The organism is Micromonospora sediminicola (assembly GCF_900089585.1).
GTDB classification, from domain to species: Bacteria; Actinomycetota; Actinomycetes; order Mycobacteriales; family Micromonosporaceae; genus Micromonospora; species Micromonospora sediminicola.
This window is the reverse complement of record NZ_FLRH01000004.1, coordinates 1,763,083-1,777,905: the sequence shown is the minus strand read 5'-3', so window position 1 is coordinate 1,777,905 and position 14,823 is coordinate 1,763,083. Positions and strand designations below refer to the sequence as shown.

Below are 14,823 nucleotides of genomic sequence, written 5' to 3'. Positions count from 1 at the left end.
CCGCACATGGGAAGCCCCTCCGGTCCACCCTACGACCCGGACGATCCCGACCGGGCACGCCGGGAGCGCGACACCGAGCCGATCCCCCGGATCGACCCGGACGACGGTCCCGGTTACGGCGCCGGCCCCGCCTACGGCGGCGGACCCTCCCTGTCGGACGACGCCGCCTTCGGCGACGGACCCGGCTACGCGGGCGAGGGTCGCTCCGGTCGTGGCTGGGCGCGCGACCCGGAGGGCTACCCCGAGCAGCCGATCTCCGAGGAGGAGCTGGCCGGTCTCCGGGCCGACGCCTCCGGCATGGCGCCGCGCCGGGTGCTGCCGATGGAGGACGAGCCGAGCGCGCTGGCGGCCCGCTACCTCTTCCCGACCGAGCGCTTCCGCGGTGAGTGGAAGCGCCACTGGGTGCACCTGACCACGCCGATCATCGTCGGCGTCGCGGCCACCTTCGTGCTCGGCTACCTCTCCGGCTTCCTCGCCGGGCGGGACGTCGGCGCGCTCACCACGGTCGCGGTGCTGCTCTGGTTCGGGGTGATGGGCTGGGTCGCCTGGCGGGTCGCCGACTGGTGGTACGACCGCTTCATCCTGACCAACAAGCGGGTGATGGTGGTCAACGGGATCATCACCCGGCGGGTCGCGATGATGCCGCTGGTCCGGGTCACCGACATGAAGTACGAGCAGACGCCGACCGGCCGCGCCCTCAACTACGGCACGTTCGTGCTGGAGTCGGCGGGTCAGGAGCAGGCGCTCCGCGAGATCAAGAACCTGCCCAACCCGAACGAGCTCTACCTGCGCGTGGTCGAGGAGATGTACGAGCCGCAGGCCGTGGAGGCGCGGATCGGCAAGGAGCAGGACGAGGCGAAGGCCGACGACGGCGCCTGAAACTTTTCGTCCGAACATCGGATGAAGTGCACACCTTTTGCCGACGTGACCACCCGTCCAGCCATGGGAGCCTGCCAGGCAGGACGGGGGCGCGGAGGTGAGCGTGGCGAGCAGGGATCCGCTGGAGGAGGAGTTCCGCGAGTTCGTCGCGGCCCGCTCCGGCGCCCTGCTGCGCACGGCCTACCTGCTGGCCGGCGACTGGGCGACCGCCGAGGACCTGCTCCAGACCGCGTTGACCAAGACCTACCTGGCCTGGAAGCGGCTCGGCGGGATCGACGCCATCGAGCCGTACGCCCGCCGGGTCCTGGTCAACACGTCCACCAGCTGGTGGCGTCGCCGGTGGCACGGTGAACGGCCGACCGAGGTGCTGCCGGAGCGGGCCGGTGTCGACGAGATCGAGCAGCAGCTCGACCGGGACGCGCTCTGGCGGCACCTGCAGGCGTTGCCGGCGCGGCAACGGGCCGTGCTGGTGCTGCGCTTCTACGAGGACATGTCGGAGGCGCAGACGGCGGCCCTGCTCGAGATCTCGCCGGGCACCGTCAAGAGCCAGACCTCCCGGGCGCTGAACACCCTGCGCCGCCGGCTCGGCTCGGAGACGGCCCTGGGTCTGCCGACCGATCCGGTCGAGCGGTCCGCCGAACCGGTCGTCCGCGGCGCGCCCGCCCCGAGCGGGCCGCGCACCCGGCCCGCAGCGACCCGCCAACCCGCCGCGCCGGCCCCCCGCGTCCCGGCCGGTTCCGCCGGCCGCCCCGACGTGTCAGCGGCCCCCCGCACCCCGGCCCGAGCGGTCGGCGCCCCGGCGTCCCGCGCCCCGGCCGAGCCGGTCGGTGCCCCGGCCGAGCCCGCCCGGCGGCCCGCCGAAGCCGCCCGCCCGGCGTCGCCGCAGGTCGCCGCGCCGGTCCGTCCCGCCGTCCCGGTCGCGGCGGAGACCTGATGAGCGGCATCCGACAGCACGCCGACAACCGGACGGGCGGCCCGGAGCGTCCATTCCCCGTGAGCGAGGACGAGCTGGAGCGGGCGCTGCGGGACACGCTGTCCCGTCAGGTCGCCACGCCCCGACCTCTCGGCGCCGACCCGGCCGGCGCGGCGATGCGCCGGGCCCGCCGCGCCGGCCGCCGTCGCGCGCTCACCGGGCTGGCCCTCGCCAGCGTGGCGACGGTCCTGGTCACCGCCGGGATTGCCCAGATCACCGGGCCGGCGGGGACCGGCGGCACGCCCACCGTGGTGCTCGGCGACCCGCCCGGGTTCTCCCCGTCCCCGTTCCCCTCGGAGTCCACGCCGACGACCCGGTCCGGCTCCGTCCGCGCCGAACTCGACCTGCTCGTCGACGGCTGGCTCGAGGTCAGCGGCGGCGAACGGCGGGCGCTGACCGGGGTGGACGGGGTCGAGCGGGCACAGCGCGTCCACGACCAGGGCGGCTGGCTGGTGACCTCGGCGGCCACCGCGGCCGGCCGTACCCTCTGGTGGGTGCCGCCGACCGACCGCAACACGCCGCAGGTCATGCTCGCCGCGGCGGACGCGGTCGCGATCTCCGCCGACGGTCGGCAGGTGGCCTGGCGGGACGGCCCGGAGCTGATCGCCGCCGGGGTGGTCGCCGGGCAGCTCATCGCGCCCGTCCGGGTGACCGCGCCGGCCGGCGTGGTGCCGGTCGGCTTCACCGGCGACGACGTGCTCCTCCGGCAGCCCGACCAGGGCGGGATGAGCGTCTGGCGGCGGGCCGCGGGCGGCCTGCCGGGCTCGGCGAACCCGGACGTCCACGCCGTCTACGGGGCCCGGCCGGACGGCCGGCTGGTCGGCCTGGTCACCGCCGGCGCGGCGCGGCAACCCTGCCTGGCGCTGCTCGACCCGGCACGCGGGCTCGCCCCGGTGCGGACGGGCTGCGGCGCGAAGCCGGCCGTCGACGGCCTCGGCGGTGTCTCGCCCGACGGGCGGTGGCTCCTGGTGAACGGCGCCGGAGACGCCGCCCAACTGGTCGACCTGACCGACCTGGGGGCCACCCCGGCGGCCCACCCGGCGGGCCCCGCGCTCTCCGGCGCGGTCGCCTGGTCCCGGGCCGGCGTCGCGTTGCACGTGGACGCCGCGGGCGAGCTGGTCCGGGTCGAACCCAAACGGGTGCTGGCCGGCGAGAAACCGACCCCGTCGGCGGTCTCCGGGGTGACCACGGGCACGCGACCCGTCGTGGTGGCCGACGTCCCCACCCCGCCCGACGGGGCGTAGCGTCGGGCGGGTGAGCGCCTCCGCCCGCATCGACCTGCACACCCACTCCACCGCGAGCGACGGCACGCTCCGCCCGGCCGACCTGGTTCGGGCCGCCGCCGACGCGGGCCTCGACGTGGTGGCGCTCACCGACCACGACACCACGGCGGGCTGGGCGGACGCGGTCGCCGCCCTGCCGCGCGGCCTCACCCTGATCCGCGGCGCGGAGCTGTCCTGCCGCTGGTTCGGTGTCGAGCCGGCGATCCCGCTGCACCTGCTCGCGTACCTCTTCGACCCCGACGAGCCCGAGCTGGCCGCGGAGCTGGCCCGGGTCCGGCGGGCCCGGGAGGAGCGGGGCGAGCGGATCGTCCGGCTGCTCCAGGCCGACGGCATCCCGGTGAGCTGGTCGGAGATCCTGGCCGGCGCGGCGGGCGGCACGGTCGGCCGCCCGCACATCGCCCAGGCGCTGATCCGCGCCGGCCTGGTCGCCACCACCACCGAGGCGTTCGGCCCGGACTGGCTGGGGGAGCGGTACCGGCTGCCGAAGGACGACATCGACGTGTTCCGCGCCGTGGCGCTGGTGCGGTCGGCCGGCGGCGTGCCCGTCTTCGCCCACCCGAGGGCCAGCCGGCGTGGCCGGATCGTGCCCGACGACCTGATCGTGCAGCTGGCGGCGGCCGGCCTGGCCGGCCTGGAGGCCGACCACGAGGACCACAGCCCGGCCGAGCGGGAACACGTCCGGCGGCTCGCCGCCGAGCTGGGACTGCTGGTCACCGGCTCGTCGGACTTCCACGGCTCGCACAAGACCGTGCGGCTCGGCGCGTTCACCACGGGGCCCGAGGCGTACGAGCGGATCGTCGGGCTGGCCCGGGGGGTGACCCCGGTCGCTTCAGGCTGAAGCGTTCCGACGGCACCGCTACCGTGTCCGCGTGGATCTCAAGCTCTTCGGCGAGGTCTTCGTGACCCTGCTGGTGATCGTCGACCCGCCCGGAATGATGCCCATCTTCCTCGCGCTCACCGGGCCGCTGCCCGCCCGCGACCGGAACCGGGCCGCCTGGCAGGCCGTCGCGCTGGCGCTCGGGGTCATCGTGATCTTCGCGGTGGCGGGGCAGACCCTCCTGGCCTACCTGCATGTCGACCTGCCCGCGTTGCAGGCCGCCGGCGGTCTGCTGCTGGTGCTGGTGGCGCTGGAGCTGCTGACCGGCAAGGCGGACGACCCGAGCCAGCAGGTCACCTCGAACATCGCGCTGGTGCCGCTGGGCACCCCACTGCTGGCCGGTCCCGGCGCCATCGTGGCCACCATGCTGTTCGTGCAGCGGGCCGGCGGCGTCGCCGACTATGTCGCGATCGCCCTGGCCATCGTGGCAGTGATGGTCGCCGTCTGGGTGGTGCTGCGCTTCTCCGGCGGGATCGTCAAGGTGCTCCGCCCGGGCGGCATCGAGGTGCTGACCCGGATCGCCGGCCTGCTGCTGGCCGCCATCGCCGTGCAGCTCATCGCCGACGCGATCGCCGCCTTCGTGACCGAATACCTCAACAACGCCTGAGCCGGCCGGCCGCTGTCGCACCCGGATGGCAGGATCTCAGGCGTGCGACGACCCTCACCGACCGGACGACCCGCCGGCGGCCGGCCGCCCCGGCCCCGCGCCGAGCAGGCCGAGCAGCTCGGCTTCGAGGGCATGCCGGAGCGGCTCTTCGTCTGCACCCCCAGCAAGCTCGGCGCCTACGCCGACTGCCCCCGTCGCTACCGCTACGCCTACGTGGACCGCCCGGCCCCGCCCAAGGGGCCGCCGTGGGCGCACAACTCGCTCGGCGCGAGCGTGCACACCGCGCTCAAGAACTGGTATGCGTCGGCCCCCGACCGCCGCCGCCCCGAGGTGCTCGGCACCCTGCTCAAGGGCACCTGGGTCCGCGAGGGCTACCGCGACGACGAGCAGGAGCGCGACGCCTTCCGGCGGGCGCTGGCCTGGCTGGAGTCCTACGTGGCGGGCCTCGACCCGGCCGACGAGCCGGTCGGCGTCGAGCGGGTGGTCGCGGTGAAGACCGCGGTGCTGGCGTTCAACGGCCGCACCGACCGGATCGACTCCCGCCCCGGCCCGGACGGCCGGCCCGAGCTGGTCATCGTCGACTACAAGACCGGCCGCACCGGGCTGGACGCCGACGACGCGCGCGGCTCGCAGGCGCTCGCGCTCTACGCGTACGCGGCGGAGCGGGTGTTCCGCAAGCCGTGCCGCCGGGTCGAGCTGCACCACCTGCCCACCGGCACGGTCGCCGCGCACGAGCACACGCCCGAGTCGCTGCACCGGCAGCTCAGCCGCGCGGAGGACACCGCCCGCGACATCATGGCCGCCGAACGGGCGGTCGCCGACGGGGCCGATCCCGACGCGGCGTTCCCCACCGAGCCGGGGCCCCGGTGCGGCTGGTGCGACTACCGGCGCACCTGCCCGACCGGCGCGCAGACCCCGGGCAAGGAACCCTGGTCCGCCGTCGACCGCCTCGCCGAGCCGGTCGGCGACGCCGACTGAGGCGTCTCAGGCCGCCGTGAGACGGGCGGCGCGCTCCTTGGCGGCCTGCTGCAACGGCCCCTCCCGGTAGCGCCGGGGCACCGCCGCCAGCGCGAGTCGCAGCGCCCGCACGCCCAGGTCCGCCGACATCGCGGTGGTGGGCAGGCCGAGCCCACCGTAGAGCCGCAGCGCCCAGGCCGGCAGCAACCCCAGCGCGGTCCCCGCGACCCCCAGGTAGGCCCAGCGCGGCGGACCGAGCGTCAGGCCGAGCCGCACCGGCAGGCTGAGCTTCCACGGGATCGGTGGCGCGGTGAGGAACAGCGCCGTCTCGGCCGCCTCCCGGGTCATCCGCAACTGCGGACGGACGTCCCGGTAGTAGGCCGCGACCTCGGCGGCGGTGCCCGGCACGTCGGTCGGGTCCAGCCCCACCAGGGCCGCCGACCGGCGCTGCTCGGTGTAGTAGCCGTCCACCTCGTCGTCGCTCAACGCCAGCCCGGCCCGCCGGGCGGTGCTCACGAACGACTCGACCTCGGTGACGTGCACCCAGCGCAGCAGGTCGGGGTCGTCGACGCGGAACTCCTCGCCGGTGAACGGGTCGGTGGCGCGCATCCGGGCGTGCAGCGTGCGCAGCCGCCGGCCGGCCGCCTCCGCGTCGGCGGTGGTGCCGTAGATCGTCGTCGCCACGTAGTTCGCCGTCCGGACCAGGCGGCCCCAGGCGTCGGAGCGGTAGTTGCTGTTCTGCGCGACACCGGCCATCGCGCGCGGGTGCAACGCCTGCAGGTAGAGCGAGCGCAGGCCGGCGACGATCAGGATCGGCTCCTCGTGCACCTTCCACGTGACCGACCCCGGACCGAACAGGCCGAGATCCTCGGTGTCCACCGGTCAAGAGTGCCACGCCGGGCGCGGGCGCCTCGTCAGACGTCGGCGGAACGGCGGGACTGGCAGGCCGGGCAGAGCCCCCAGAAGGTCACTTCCGCCTCGTCCAGCTCGAAGCCGTGCGCCACGTTCGGGTCCAGGCAGGGCGCGCTGCCGACCGCGCAGTCCACGTCGGCGATCTCGCCGCACCCGCGGCACACCACGTGGTGGTGGTTGTCGCCCACCCGCGCCTCGTAGCGGGCCGGACTGCCGGCCGGCTCGATCCGGCGGGACAGGCCAGCCCGGGACAACGCGCCGAGCACGTCGTAGACCGCCTGGGTGGAGACCGAGTCCAGCCGCTGGCGGACCCGCCGGGTGATCTCGTCGACCTCCAGGTGACCGCCGCCGGAGAGCACGTCGAGCACGGCGAGGCGGGGCCGGGTGACCCGCAGGCCCCGCGACCGGAGCAACTCCTCACCCGTGGACATGGATCCATGACAGCACGGGGTCGGCGGGCCGACAAGCGAGCGTTCTTCGCGGGTGGTCGGGGCCACAGCGTGAACCGGAACGGTGCGGAACGCGTGTGTCGAAGTAGGCCACGCTTCGTCGTACGCTGACCGCGCGGTTCCACCCACTTGCCGGAGGTGTCGGTGTTCAGGGAAGTCAACGGTCTCCCGGGCCACGTCCTGGTCATTCACGCCGCGGTGGTGCTCGTGCCGCTGCTGGCGCTGCTCACCGTCGCGTACGGGGTGCTGCCCCGCTGGCGGCCCCGGCTGGACTGGGCGGTGGGCGCGCTCGCCGTGGTCACCCCGATCGTCACCTGGGTGGCGACGGAGTCCGGCGAGGAACTGGAGGAGGCGCTGGAGTCGCGGGGCTACCCCGCCGAAGGGCTCCAGAAGATCCACGAACATTCCGAGTACGGGGAGACGCTGCTCTGGTTCACGCTGGGCCTGGCCGTCGTGGCGCTCCTGCTGCTGCTGGTGACCAGCCGCTTCACCCGGGACCGGAACCTGCCCCGCTGGCTGCCCCTGGCGCTCACCGCCGTGGCGGCCGTGCTCGCGGTCTTCGCGCTGGTGTACGTCTACCTGACCGGCGACAGCGGCGCCAAGATGGTGTGGGACGGGATCGTCTGACGCCGGTCAGAACAGCACGCGCGAGCACAGCAGGCAGGTGAGCAGCACCAGCACCGCGCCGACGACCGCGCCGACGCCGTAGGTGACCCGCTGGGCGCGCTGCTCCGCCTGGTCCATGGCGGCCATGTCCTGCGGCGGGAGTTGTCGTGGCGGTGGCGTCCGCACGTGCACCGGCGGCCGCCAACCGGGCGGCGGAGGGGTGCTCGGCGGTGGCCCGGCGTACCCGGCCGGCGCCTGGTTCCCGGACGGGTCCGGCAGTTCGCCGGCCGTCGCGGCCCAACCACCGGGCGCGGCCGGGTCCGGCCGGGCCCAGGGACTCTCGATCGCCCCCTCGCGGGACCACGGGCTGGTGGACCCGGCCGGTGCGGCCTCCGCTGTGGCGGTCCCCGCCGCGCCGGTGACCGGCTCCGGCTCGGCCGCTGCGGCACCCTGCCCCTCCCGGGGCGGGCCGGCTTCCGGTGTACCGGTCGGCTGCGCCGGGACCGCCGTCTCGTCAACGCCGGCCGGCTGCTCCGTCATCGCGGTCTCGTCGGTGCCGGCCGGCTGCTCCGTCATCGCGGTCTCGTCGGCGTCGGCCGGATGCTCCGGGCGTCGCCAGGTCTCGTCGTCGGGGCTGCCACCGCTCGGCGTCGTCACGCCGTCCGACGCTACCAACGCCCCGGCCGCTCGGCCGCCCGACGCGGCGACGTCGGCTCGCCCGCCCGCGTCGCGGCGGACCCGTCCGGCCGGGCGGCGGTATCGTTGTCGCTCGTGACCGACCCCGGCATCCGGGTCCCGCGCGGCGACGACGACCGCGTGGTCGACCTCAGCGACGATCTCGTGGTGCTGCCCGAGCAGACCACCGACGACACCGACCACGGCTGGGGCGAGCGCCCCGGCCGCGACGACGACTGGCTGCTCGCCGAGCGCCCGCCGCACTGGGGCTGACCCGAGCGGGCCCGGCCGGCGTCAGCCGCGTACCACGACGGCGAAGCGGCTGCCCTCGGGCAGGCCGACGGCGCGACGCGCCTGCTCCGGCGGAAGCGCCAGATAGAGCGCCGAGGTGCCGTCGACCGCCCCGGCCGCGCCCACCACCTCCAGCACCAGCGCGCGCGGGGCGACCACCGTCGGCTCGGCCGACCCACCGGCCGGCACGACGAGCAGATCCACCCGGGCGCCCGGTCGCAGCACCGCGAGGGCGGCCGGCTCGGCCAGCCGGACCGGCACCCCGACCGCCCCGGCGGGCAGTGCCGGCGCTCCCGAGGGCGGCGTGCCCGCCCCGGCCGTGGGGCCGGCGGCCGGCTCCGCACCGGGCGGGCAGCCGGCCGGGGTCTGGAACACGGCTGCGGCCAGCCCGAGCAGCACCGCGACCGCGGTCACCCGCAGCAGGGTTCGGCGCCGGGGCAGACCACGCCAGCGAACCGGACGCAACGTCCCCTCGTCACCCGCCACCGTCGTCCCTCCCGCCGACCGGACCGTCGCACAGGAGGCTAGGCGCGCCCACCCGTCACGCGCCGTCCCTGTGGACAACCCGGCGCCCTGTGGACAACCGCCCGTCGCGCCCCTCGACCGAGCGGGCACGCGAACGTGGCCGCCCCCGTACGGGAGCGGCCACGGTCGAGGAGCGTGGGTCAGGTGGAGCTGGACGCCGCCGGCGTCTTGCTCGCCGAGGAGCCCGACGTCGAACCGGACGACCCCGAGGACGACGAGCCGGACGAGGACGAACCGGACGACGAGGACGAGGAGTCGGACGACGAGGACGACTCGGACTTCGCCGGCTTGCTCGCGGCGGCGGTGTCGGAACCGGACGAACGCGAGTCCGTGCGGTAGAAGCCGGAGCCCTTGAACACGATGCCGACGGAGTTGAAGAGCTTGCGCAGCCGCCCCTCACACGCCGGGCACTCGGTCAGCGGCTCGTCCGAGAAGGACTGCACCGCCTCGAGCTGGTGGCCGCACGCGGTGCAGGCGTACTGGTACGTGGGCACGTTCTCCTCCGGATCTCAGACGGCCTGACTGGCACTCGTGGTCTTCGAGTGCCAATGGTGCGTCATCGCACCCGGGTTCGTCCAGCGGAAGCGCCCGGCCCCACACCCGGCACCGCGACCAGCCCGTCGGACGGGGTGATCACCCAGTGCACCGGGCGGTCGTGCGGACCGGTGGGAACCGAGGTCACCAGCTCGCCGTCATGCAGCAGCGCCACGGTCGGCACGCCGGCCGGCACCCGGGCCAGCGCCCGGTCGTACGAGCCGCCACCCCGGCCGAGCCGGACGCCCCGGCGGTCCACCGCCAACGCCGGCACCACCACCAGGTCGGCCCCGGCCACGGCGGCGCGGCCCAGGGGCGGACCGGTCGGCTCGCGCAGGCCCCGCCCGGCGGCGCGCAGCGACTCCCGGCCGGTCCAGGCGGCCCAGTCCAGGTCCAGGTCGTCGCGGAGCACCGGCAGGAGCAGCCCGGCGTCGGCCGGCAGCGCCGCCCGCAGCACGTCGGGCAGGTCGTCGCCGCCGGGCTCGGAGGCCACCGGCACGTACGCGGTCATCCGGGCCGGGCGCAGCCGGCGTACCAGGGCCACCAGCTCGGCCTGCACGGACGCCGCGGCCTCGGCCCGGCGTGGCGGGGACAGCGACCGACGCGCGGCGAGCAGCGCGACGCGCAGCTCCCGCTTCGCCTCGTGCACGTCATCCGAAAATTTCGGCATGCAACACTCCTGACGCAACGCTTGCCTACCGGTCGCTCTGTGTCAGCATCGCACCAAGGGGCGCGGAACTTCCGGGGGGAAGATGACGCTACGTGGGCGGTTGACGGCGGCGTTCCTCGTGGTGGTCCTCGGCCCCGTCCTGCTCGGCGCGTTCTTCGTCGGGGCCACGCTGAGCGCGGTCGACCGCAGCCGCGCCACCGAGCGGCTGGGCCTGGCCGCGGCCGGCGTGCGGACCTCGGTCGACGCGCTCTGCCAGCAACTGCGCGCGGCGGCCGACGCGGTCGCGCTGGCCGCCGACCCGCTCGGCCGGTCGCGCGTCGCGGACCAGGTGGTCGGCCGGGGCCTGGCCGCCGCCGTCCGCATCGCCGACCCCGCGGGGGACACCCGCTACGCCACCGCCGGTGGCCCGACCCGTCCGTGGCAGGACTGCGCCGGTCCGCCCGCCGGGCCGGTCGGCGCGCTCGCCGCCGAGGTCCGGCTCCGCGACCCGGCCGGCGCCGACCTGGGCGCGGTCGCCGCCGCGCAGCCCGTCGACCCGGCCTTCGTGGCGCGGCTCGCCGCCGTGACCGGCGTCGGGGTCACCCTCCTCGACGACCCTGGGCGGATCACCCACACGACCGAGGACCAGGGGGTACGCGCAGCGGTGCTGGCCGCCGCCCGCAGGGCGGACGGGGACCGGGTGACCGGGACCGGCGACGGTCGCTACGTGCGCCGGGTGGGGCCGTCACCGGGGCAGCCGTTGCCGCTGGTGCTCTCCGTGCCCGGCGAGCGGCCGCCCGGCCTGTACGGCGGACTGCTCGCGGCCGTCGCGCTGGCCGCCCTGCTGGCCGTGCTGGCCGCCTGGCGGCTGGCCCGGGTGACCACCCGACCGCTGGTCGAGCTGGCCGGCGCGGTGGACCGGGTGGCGCACGGCGACCTGACCACCCGGGTGCCGGTGCGCAGCCGGGACGAGATCGGCCGGCTGGCCGACGCGTTCAACCGGATGACCCGGGAGACCGGCAGCTACGTGGCGGCGCTCACCAGCAGCCGCGACCAGCTCCGCAACCACCTGGCGGTGCTCGGCGACACGCTGGCCAGCACGCACGACCTGCAACGCATCCTGCGGGTGATCCTGGACAGCGCGATCGCCGCGACCGGCGCCCGGGCCGGCGCGGTGCTGCTGCTCGACGGCGACGGCGTGCTGGTCGGCCAGTGCGTCGAGGGGCTGACCGGACGCTGGCCGACGGGTGAACCAGCCGACCCGGCGACGCTGCGGGTGGCGGTGGGCGCCGGGGTGGTCGGCGCGGTCGCGGCGACCGGGGAGCCGCTGCGCGGCCGGTGGGCGCCGCCCGACGCGCCGGCCGGGGAGCCGTCCTGCGAGACGTACGTGGCGGTGCCGTTCGCCGCCCCGGGCGCCGCCGAGTCGCGCGGCCCGGACCGGCCGGGCCACCCGCCGGCCGACGGCGACCCGCCCGCCCCGCCCGGTGGGGCGCTCGGCGTGCTGGCCCTCTACGACCGGCTCGGCGGCCACGAGTTCGACGACGACGACCTGGTCACGCTGCGGACCTTCGCCGGTCACGCGGCGGTGGCGGTGGAGAACGTCCGGGTGCACGAGGAGGCGCAGCGGCTCTCCCTGACCGACCCGCTGACCGGGCTGTGGAACTACCGCTACCTGCGCGAGTCGATCCGGCGGGAGGTGGAGCGGGCGAACCGGTTCGGCCGGATGCTCAGCGTGCTCGCCCTGGACCTGGACCGGTTCAAGGACGTCAACGACACCTGGGGGCACGCCGCCGGGGACGCGGTGCTGGTCGAGTTCGCCCGCCGGGTGCGCGGCGTGATCCGCGAGGTCGACCTGGCGTTCCGGCAGGGCGGCGAGGAGTTCGTGGTGCTGCTGCCGGAAACCGACGCGCGCGGCGCCACGATCGTCGCCGAGAGGCTCGGCGCGGTGGTGCGGGACCAGCCGGTGCCGGTCGAGGGGCACGGCGACGAGCCGGTCCGGGTGCCGGTGACGGTCTCCATCGGCATCGCCGTCTACCCGGACCACGCCGCCGGCGGCCAGCAGGTGTTGGACGCCGCCGACGACGCGCTCTACGCGGCGAAGGCCGCCGGCCGGGACGGCTACCGCCTGGCCCCGGTCCCGGATCCGGCTCCCACGCAGGAGATTCCGGTGGTGGCGGCCACGGTCAGCCCGCCGGACGGACTGCCCCGGGCCGGCACGGCGGACCCGACGGGCACCGCACAGGGCGGCGCGTCTTCCGGTCCTCACCCGCCGCGGCAGAGCCGTGGCCGATAGTCTCGCGGCATGTCGGAGCACTCAGCGAACCCCTCAGCGGCCCCCGGTCGCTCCCGCGCGGTCAAGGCCGTCATCCCGGCCGCCGGCCTGGCCACCCGGTTCCTGCCGGCCACCAAGGCGGTCCCGAAGGAACTGCTGCCGGTCGTCGACCGGCCGGTGCTGCAGTACATCGTCGAGGAGGCCACCCAGGCCGGCATCGGCGACGTGCTGCTGATCACCGGGCGGGGCAAGACCTCGATGGTGGACCACTTCGACCGGCGGCCGGACCTGGAGGACCGGCTCGCCAAGAAGCCCGAGCTGCTGGCCGCGGTCAAGCGCACCGAGGAACTGGCCGCCGTCTACACGGTCCGCCAGCCGGAGCAGCTCGGCCTGGGCCACGCCGTCGGGTACGCCGAGTCGCACGTCGGCGACGCGCCCTTCGCGGTGCTGCTCGGCGACGAGTTCGTCAAGCCCTCCGAGCCGCTGCTGCCGGCCATGCTGGAGCTGCAGGCCCGCACCGGCGGTGTGGTGCTCGCGTTCTTCGAGGTCGACCCCGCCGAGACCAGCCGGTACGGGATCGCCTCCGTCGAGCCGGCCGAGTCGGAATACGCCGACATCGCCGAGGTCGTCAAGGTCACCGGCATGGTCGAGAAGCCCAGCCCCGAGGACGCCCCCAGCAACCTGGCCGTCCTCGGCCGGTACGTCCTCCCCGGGAAGATCTTCGACGCGATCCGGCGCACCGAGCCGGGCAGCGGCGGCGAGATCCAGCTGACCGACGCGATGGAGCTGCTGCGGACCGAGGGCGTGCCGGTGCACGCCATCGTCTACCGGGGCACCCGCTACGACACCGGCATGCCGCTCGGCTACCTGCAGACCGTGGTGCAGATCGCGGCCGAGCGGGAGGACCTGGGCGCCGAGTTCCGCAAGTGGCTGGCCGAGTTCGTCAACAAGGGCGACGAGACGGTCACCGACGCCATCCTCAACGGCCTGCGCGACACGTCCGGCGGTGCCGATACATGACCGCGACGGCCGACGCCGAGGCGGCCGCGAACGAGTTGACGCCGCTCGCCGACTACCTGGGCAGTGTGCTGCGCAGGTTACGCGCGCTGCCTCCGCTCGACCTCGACCTGACCCAGGCGTACGGCAACGTGCTCGCCGAGGACGTGGTCGCCCCGCACTCCTACCCCGCCTTCGACCAGGCGGCGGTGGACGGGTACGCCGCGCGCTGGGAGGACATCTCCGGAGGGAGCCGGGGGCCGGGCTATGTCCCGGCCCCCTCCGGTATGCCCGGCGGGCGCAGCATCCGGCTCAACGTGGTCGGCGACCTGGGCGCGCCGAGCTGGCGACCGGTCCGGCTCACCCCCGGCTCGTGCTTCTCGGTGGCGGCCGGCGCGCCGCTGCCGATCGGCGCCGACGTGGTGGTGCCGGTGGAGTGGACCGACCAGGGCATGGCCGCCGTGGAGATCTTCCGCGCGCCCAAGCGGGGCTACGGCCTGCGTCGCGCCGGCGAGGAACTGGTCGCCGGCACGCTGCTGGCCCGTGCCGGCGCGTACGTCTCGCCGGCCCTGGTCGCCGTGTTCGCGGCCACCGGCATCGGCCACGTGGTGGTACGCCCGAGCCCCCGGGTGGTCATCGTGGCCACCGGCGACGAGCTGGTGGACGTGGGCCGGGGCAGCCAGCCCGGCCAGGTGGTGGACACCAATTCGCACGCGTTGACCGCGGCGGCGGCCGAGGCGGGCGCGCTCGCGTACCGGGTGGGGATCTGCGACGACGACCCGGAGGCGCTGCGCGGCCTGCTGGAGGACCAGACGCTGCGCGCCGACCTGATCATCACCACCGGCGGCACCGGCACCGGCCCCGGCGACATGGTCCGCCGGATCCTGTCCCGCCGCGACGGCGGCCGGGCCGGGCCGGTCACCTTCACAGAGGTGGCCCTCTATCCCGGAACCGCCCTCGGGTTCGGTACGGTCGGCGCCGAGGAGGTGCCGGTGGTGTGTCTTCCCGGTGAGCCCGGCGCGGCGCTGATCGGCTTCGAGGTGCTGGCCCGCCCGGCCATCCAACTGTTGGCCGGCGCCGAGCCGGTGTTCCGGCCCAGCGTCCGCGCGCACCTGCTGGAGACGGTCTCGTCGCCGGTGGGGCTGCGCGAGTTCCGGCCCGCGCACGTGGCCGAGCGACGGGGCGGCGGCTACACCGTGCAGCCGCTGGCCGGCGGCCCGTTCACGCTGTCCGGCCTGGCCGAGGCGAACGGCCTGCTGGTGCTCGGCGAGCGGGTCCAGACCGCCGCCGCGGGGTCCACGGTGGACGTGTTGTTGCTGGACAGGCGCCGGTGAGCGC

Annotated in this window: 18 protein-coding genes; 12 read left to right on the top strand and 6 right to left on the bottom strand. The window is 75.8% G+C overall.

All coding sequences use genetic code 11. The features are described from left to right. The first annotated feature begins 6 nt into the window (after positions 1–6). From GA0070622_RS29870 to GA0070622_RS29845, 6 genes are all read left to right on the top strand, one after another. Positions 7–879, top strand: a complete 873-nt coding sequence (locus GA0070622_RS29870; RefSeq protein ID WP_091582625.1) for a PH domain-containing protein — start codon at positions 7–9, stop codon at positions 877–879. 103 nt (positions 880–982) lie between these two features. Continuing rightward, entirely contained in the window at positions 983–1,813 is an 831-nt protein-coding gene (locus GA0070622_RS32245; protein ID WP_141561848.1) for a SigE family RNA polymerase sigma factor, read from the top strand. Continuing rightward, on the top strand, positions 1,813–3,096 hold the full coding sequence (locus GA0070622_RS29860) for a WD40 repeat domain-containing protein (RefSeq protein ID WP_091582622.1): 1,284 nt from the start codon (positions 1,813–1,815) through the stop codon (positions 3,094–3,096). Before GA0070622_RS32245 ends, GA0070622_RS29860 begins: the two co-directional genes overlap by 1 nt. A 10-nt stretch (positions 3,097–3,106) precedes the next feature. Continuing rightward, on the top strand, positions 3,107–3,973 hold the full coding sequence (locus GA0070622_RS29855) for a PHP domain-containing protein (protein WP_091582619.1): 867 nt from the start codon (positions 3,107–3,109) through the stop codon (positions 3,971–3,973). Positions 3,974–4,004: 31 nt separating this feature from the next. Continuing rightward, positions 4,005–4,619 carry a MarC family protein gene (locus GA0070622_RS29850; RefSeq protein ID WP_091582616.1) on the top strand — a complete coding sequence of 205 codons (615 nt, stop codon included), beginning with the start codon at positions 4,005–4,007 and terminating at the stop codon, positions 4,617–4,619. Positions 4,620–4,751: 132 nt separating this feature from the next. Beyond that, complete coding sequence (locus GA0070622_RS29845; protein ID WP_245666996.1) at positions 4,752–5,597, top strand: RecB family exonuclease; 846 nt, start codon at positions 4,752–4,754, stop codon at positions 5,595–5,597. A gap of 6 nt (positions 5,598–5,603) precedes the next feature. On the opposite strand, the gene GA0070622_RS29840 is transcribed toward GA0070622_RS29845, so the two are convergent. Both GA0070622_RS29840 and GA0070622_RS29835 read right to left on the bottom strand, forming a co-directional pair. After that, on the bottom strand, positions 5,604–6,455 hold the full coding sequence (locus GA0070622_RS29840; protein WP_091582610.1) for an oxygenase MpaB family protein: 852 nt from the start codon (positions 6,453–6,455) through the stop codon (positions 5,604–5,606). Between the two features lie 35 nt (positions 6,456–6,490). Further along, entirely contained in the window at positions 6,491–6,919 is a 429-nt protein-coding gene (locus GA0070622_RS29835; RefSeq protein WP_091582607.1) for a Fur family transcriptional regulator, read from the bottom strand. Between the two features lie 162 nt (positions 6,920–7,081). On the opposite strand from GA0070622_RS29835, the gene GA0070622_RS29830 reads away from it, so the two are divergent. Further along, positions 7,082–7,564, top strand: a complete 483-nt coding sequence (locus GA0070622_RS29830; protein ID WP_091584230.1) for a DUF2231 domain-containing protein — start codon at positions 7,082–7,084, stop codon at positions 7,562–7,564. 6 nt (positions 7,565–7,570) lie between these two features. On the opposite strand, the gene GA0070622_RS33345 is transcribed toward GA0070622_RS29830, so the two are convergent. Beyond that, positions 7,571–8,200 carry a hypothetical protein gene (locus GA0070622_RS33345; RefSeq protein ID WP_245666905.1) on the bottom strand — a complete coding sequence of 210 codons (630 nt, stop codon included), beginning with the start codon at positions 8,198–8,200 and terminating at the stop codon, positions 7,571–7,573. A gap of 114 nt (positions 8,201–8,314) precedes the next feature. Here GA0070622_RS33345 and GA0070622_RS32765 point away from each other — a divergent pair, with 114 nt between their 5' ends. After that, the gene (locus GA0070622_RS32765; protein WP_172967859.1) at positions 8,315–8,491 is read left to right on the top strand and encodes a hypothetical protein; all 177 of its coding nucleotides are present in this window, start codon (positions 8,315–8,317) and stop codon (positions 8,489–8,491) included. A 21-nt stretch (positions 8,492–8,512) separates the two neighbouring features. Here GA0070622_RS32765 and GA0070622_RS29820 read toward each other — a convergent pair whose 3' ends face one another. Beyond that, the gene (locus GA0070622_RS29820; protein WP_091582605.1) at positions 8,513–8,995 is read right to left on the bottom strand and encodes a flagellar biosynthesis protein FlgA; all 483 of its coding nucleotides are present in this window, start codon (positions 8,993–8,995) and stop codon (positions 8,513–8,515) included. 179 nt (positions 8,996–9,174) lie between these two features. Then, complete coding sequence (locus GA0070622_RS33625) at positions 9,175–9,477, bottom strand: FmdB family zinc ribbon protein (protein WP_342672792.1); 303 nt, start codon at positions 9,475–9,477, stop codon at positions 9,175–9,177. On the opposite strand from GA0070622_RS33625, the gene GA0070622_RS33620 reads away from it, so the two are divergent. Further along, positions 9,407–9,556, top strand: a complete 150-nt coding sequence (locus tag GA0070622_RS33620) for a hypothetical protein (RefSeq protein WP_342672793.1) — start codon at positions 9,407–9,409, stop codon at positions 9,554–9,556. The genes GA0070622_RS33625 and GA0070622_RS33620 overlap by 71 nt on opposite strands. A gap of 34 nt (positions 9,557–9,590) precedes the next feature. Here the strand turns inward: GA0070622_RS33620 and GA0070622_RS29810 are convergent, their stop codons facing one another. Then, positions 9,591–10,238 (bottom strand): 5-formyltetrahydrofolate cyclo-ligase, encoded by a 648-nt coding sequence (locus tag GA0070622_RS29810; protein WP_091582599.1) that lies wholly within the window; start codon positions 10,236–10,238, stop codon positions 9,591–9,593. Positions 10,239–10,320: 82 nt separating this feature from the next. On the opposite strand from GA0070622_RS29810, the gene GA0070622_RS29805 reads away from it, so the two are divergent. The 3 genes from GA0070622_RS29805 to GA0070622_RS29795 are packed head-to-tail and all read left to right on the top strand — an operon-like array spanning position 10,321 to position 14,819. Then, positions 10,321–12,510, top strand: coding sequence for a sensor domain-containing diguanylate cyclase (locus GA0070622_RS29805; protein ID WP_176710593.1), 2,190 nt, complete (start codon positions 10,321–10,323; stop codon positions 12,508–12,510). 9 nt (positions 12,511–12,519) lie between these two features. Next, complete coding sequence (locus GA0070622_RS29800) at positions 12,520–13,509, top strand: UTP--glucose-1-phosphate uridylyltransferase (protein WP_091582597.1); 990 nt, start codon at positions 12,520–12,522, stop codon at positions 13,507–13,509. Then, on the top strand, positions 13,506–14,819 hold the full coding sequence (locus tag GA0070622_RS29795) for a molybdopterin molybdotransferase MoeA (protein ID WP_091582594.1): 1,314 nt from the start codon (positions 13,506–13,508) through the stop codon (positions 14,817–14,819). Before GA0070622_RS29800 ends, GA0070622_RS29795 begins: the two co-directional genes overlap by 4 nt. The last annotated feature ends 4 nt before the right edge of the window (positions 14,820–14,823 follow it).

Excerpts from the sequence above, each read along its gene's own strand:
- GA0070622_RS29835 (WP_091582607.1), bottom strand. The coding sequence starts at position 6,919 with ATGTCCACGGGTGAGGAGTTGCTCCGGTCGCGGGGCCTGCGGGTCACC.
- GA0070622_RS29810 (WP_091582599.1), bottom strand. The coding sequence starts at position 10,238 with ATGCCGAAATTTTCGGATGACGTGCACGAGGCGAAGCGGGAGCTGCGC.
- GA0070622_RS29795 (WP_091582594.1), top strand. The coding sequence starts at position 13,506 with ATGACCGCGACGGCCGACGCCGAGGCGGCCGCGAACGAGTTGACGCCG.
- GA0070622_RS29860 (WP_091582622.1), top strand. The coding sequence starts at position 1,813 with ATGAGCGGCATCCGACAGCACGCCGACAACCGGACGGGCGGCCCGGAG.
- GA0070622_RS29800 (WP_091582597.1), top strand. The coding sequence starts at position 12,520 with ATGTCGGAGCACTCAGCGAACCCCTCAGCGGCCCCCGGTCGCTCCCGC.
- GA0070622_RS29845 (WP_245666996.1), top strand. The coding sequence starts at position 4,752 with ATGCCGGAGCGGCTCTTCGTCTGCACCCCCAGCAAGCTCGGCGCCTAC.
- GA0070622_RS29870 (WP_091582625.1), top strand. The coding sequence starts at position 7 with ATGGGAAGCCCCTCCGGTCCACCCTACGACCCGGACGATCCCGACCGG.
- GA0070622_RS29805 (WP_176710593.1), top strand. The coding sequence starts at position 10,321 with ATGACGCTACGTGGGCGGTTGACGGCGGCGTTCCTCGTGGTGGTCCTC.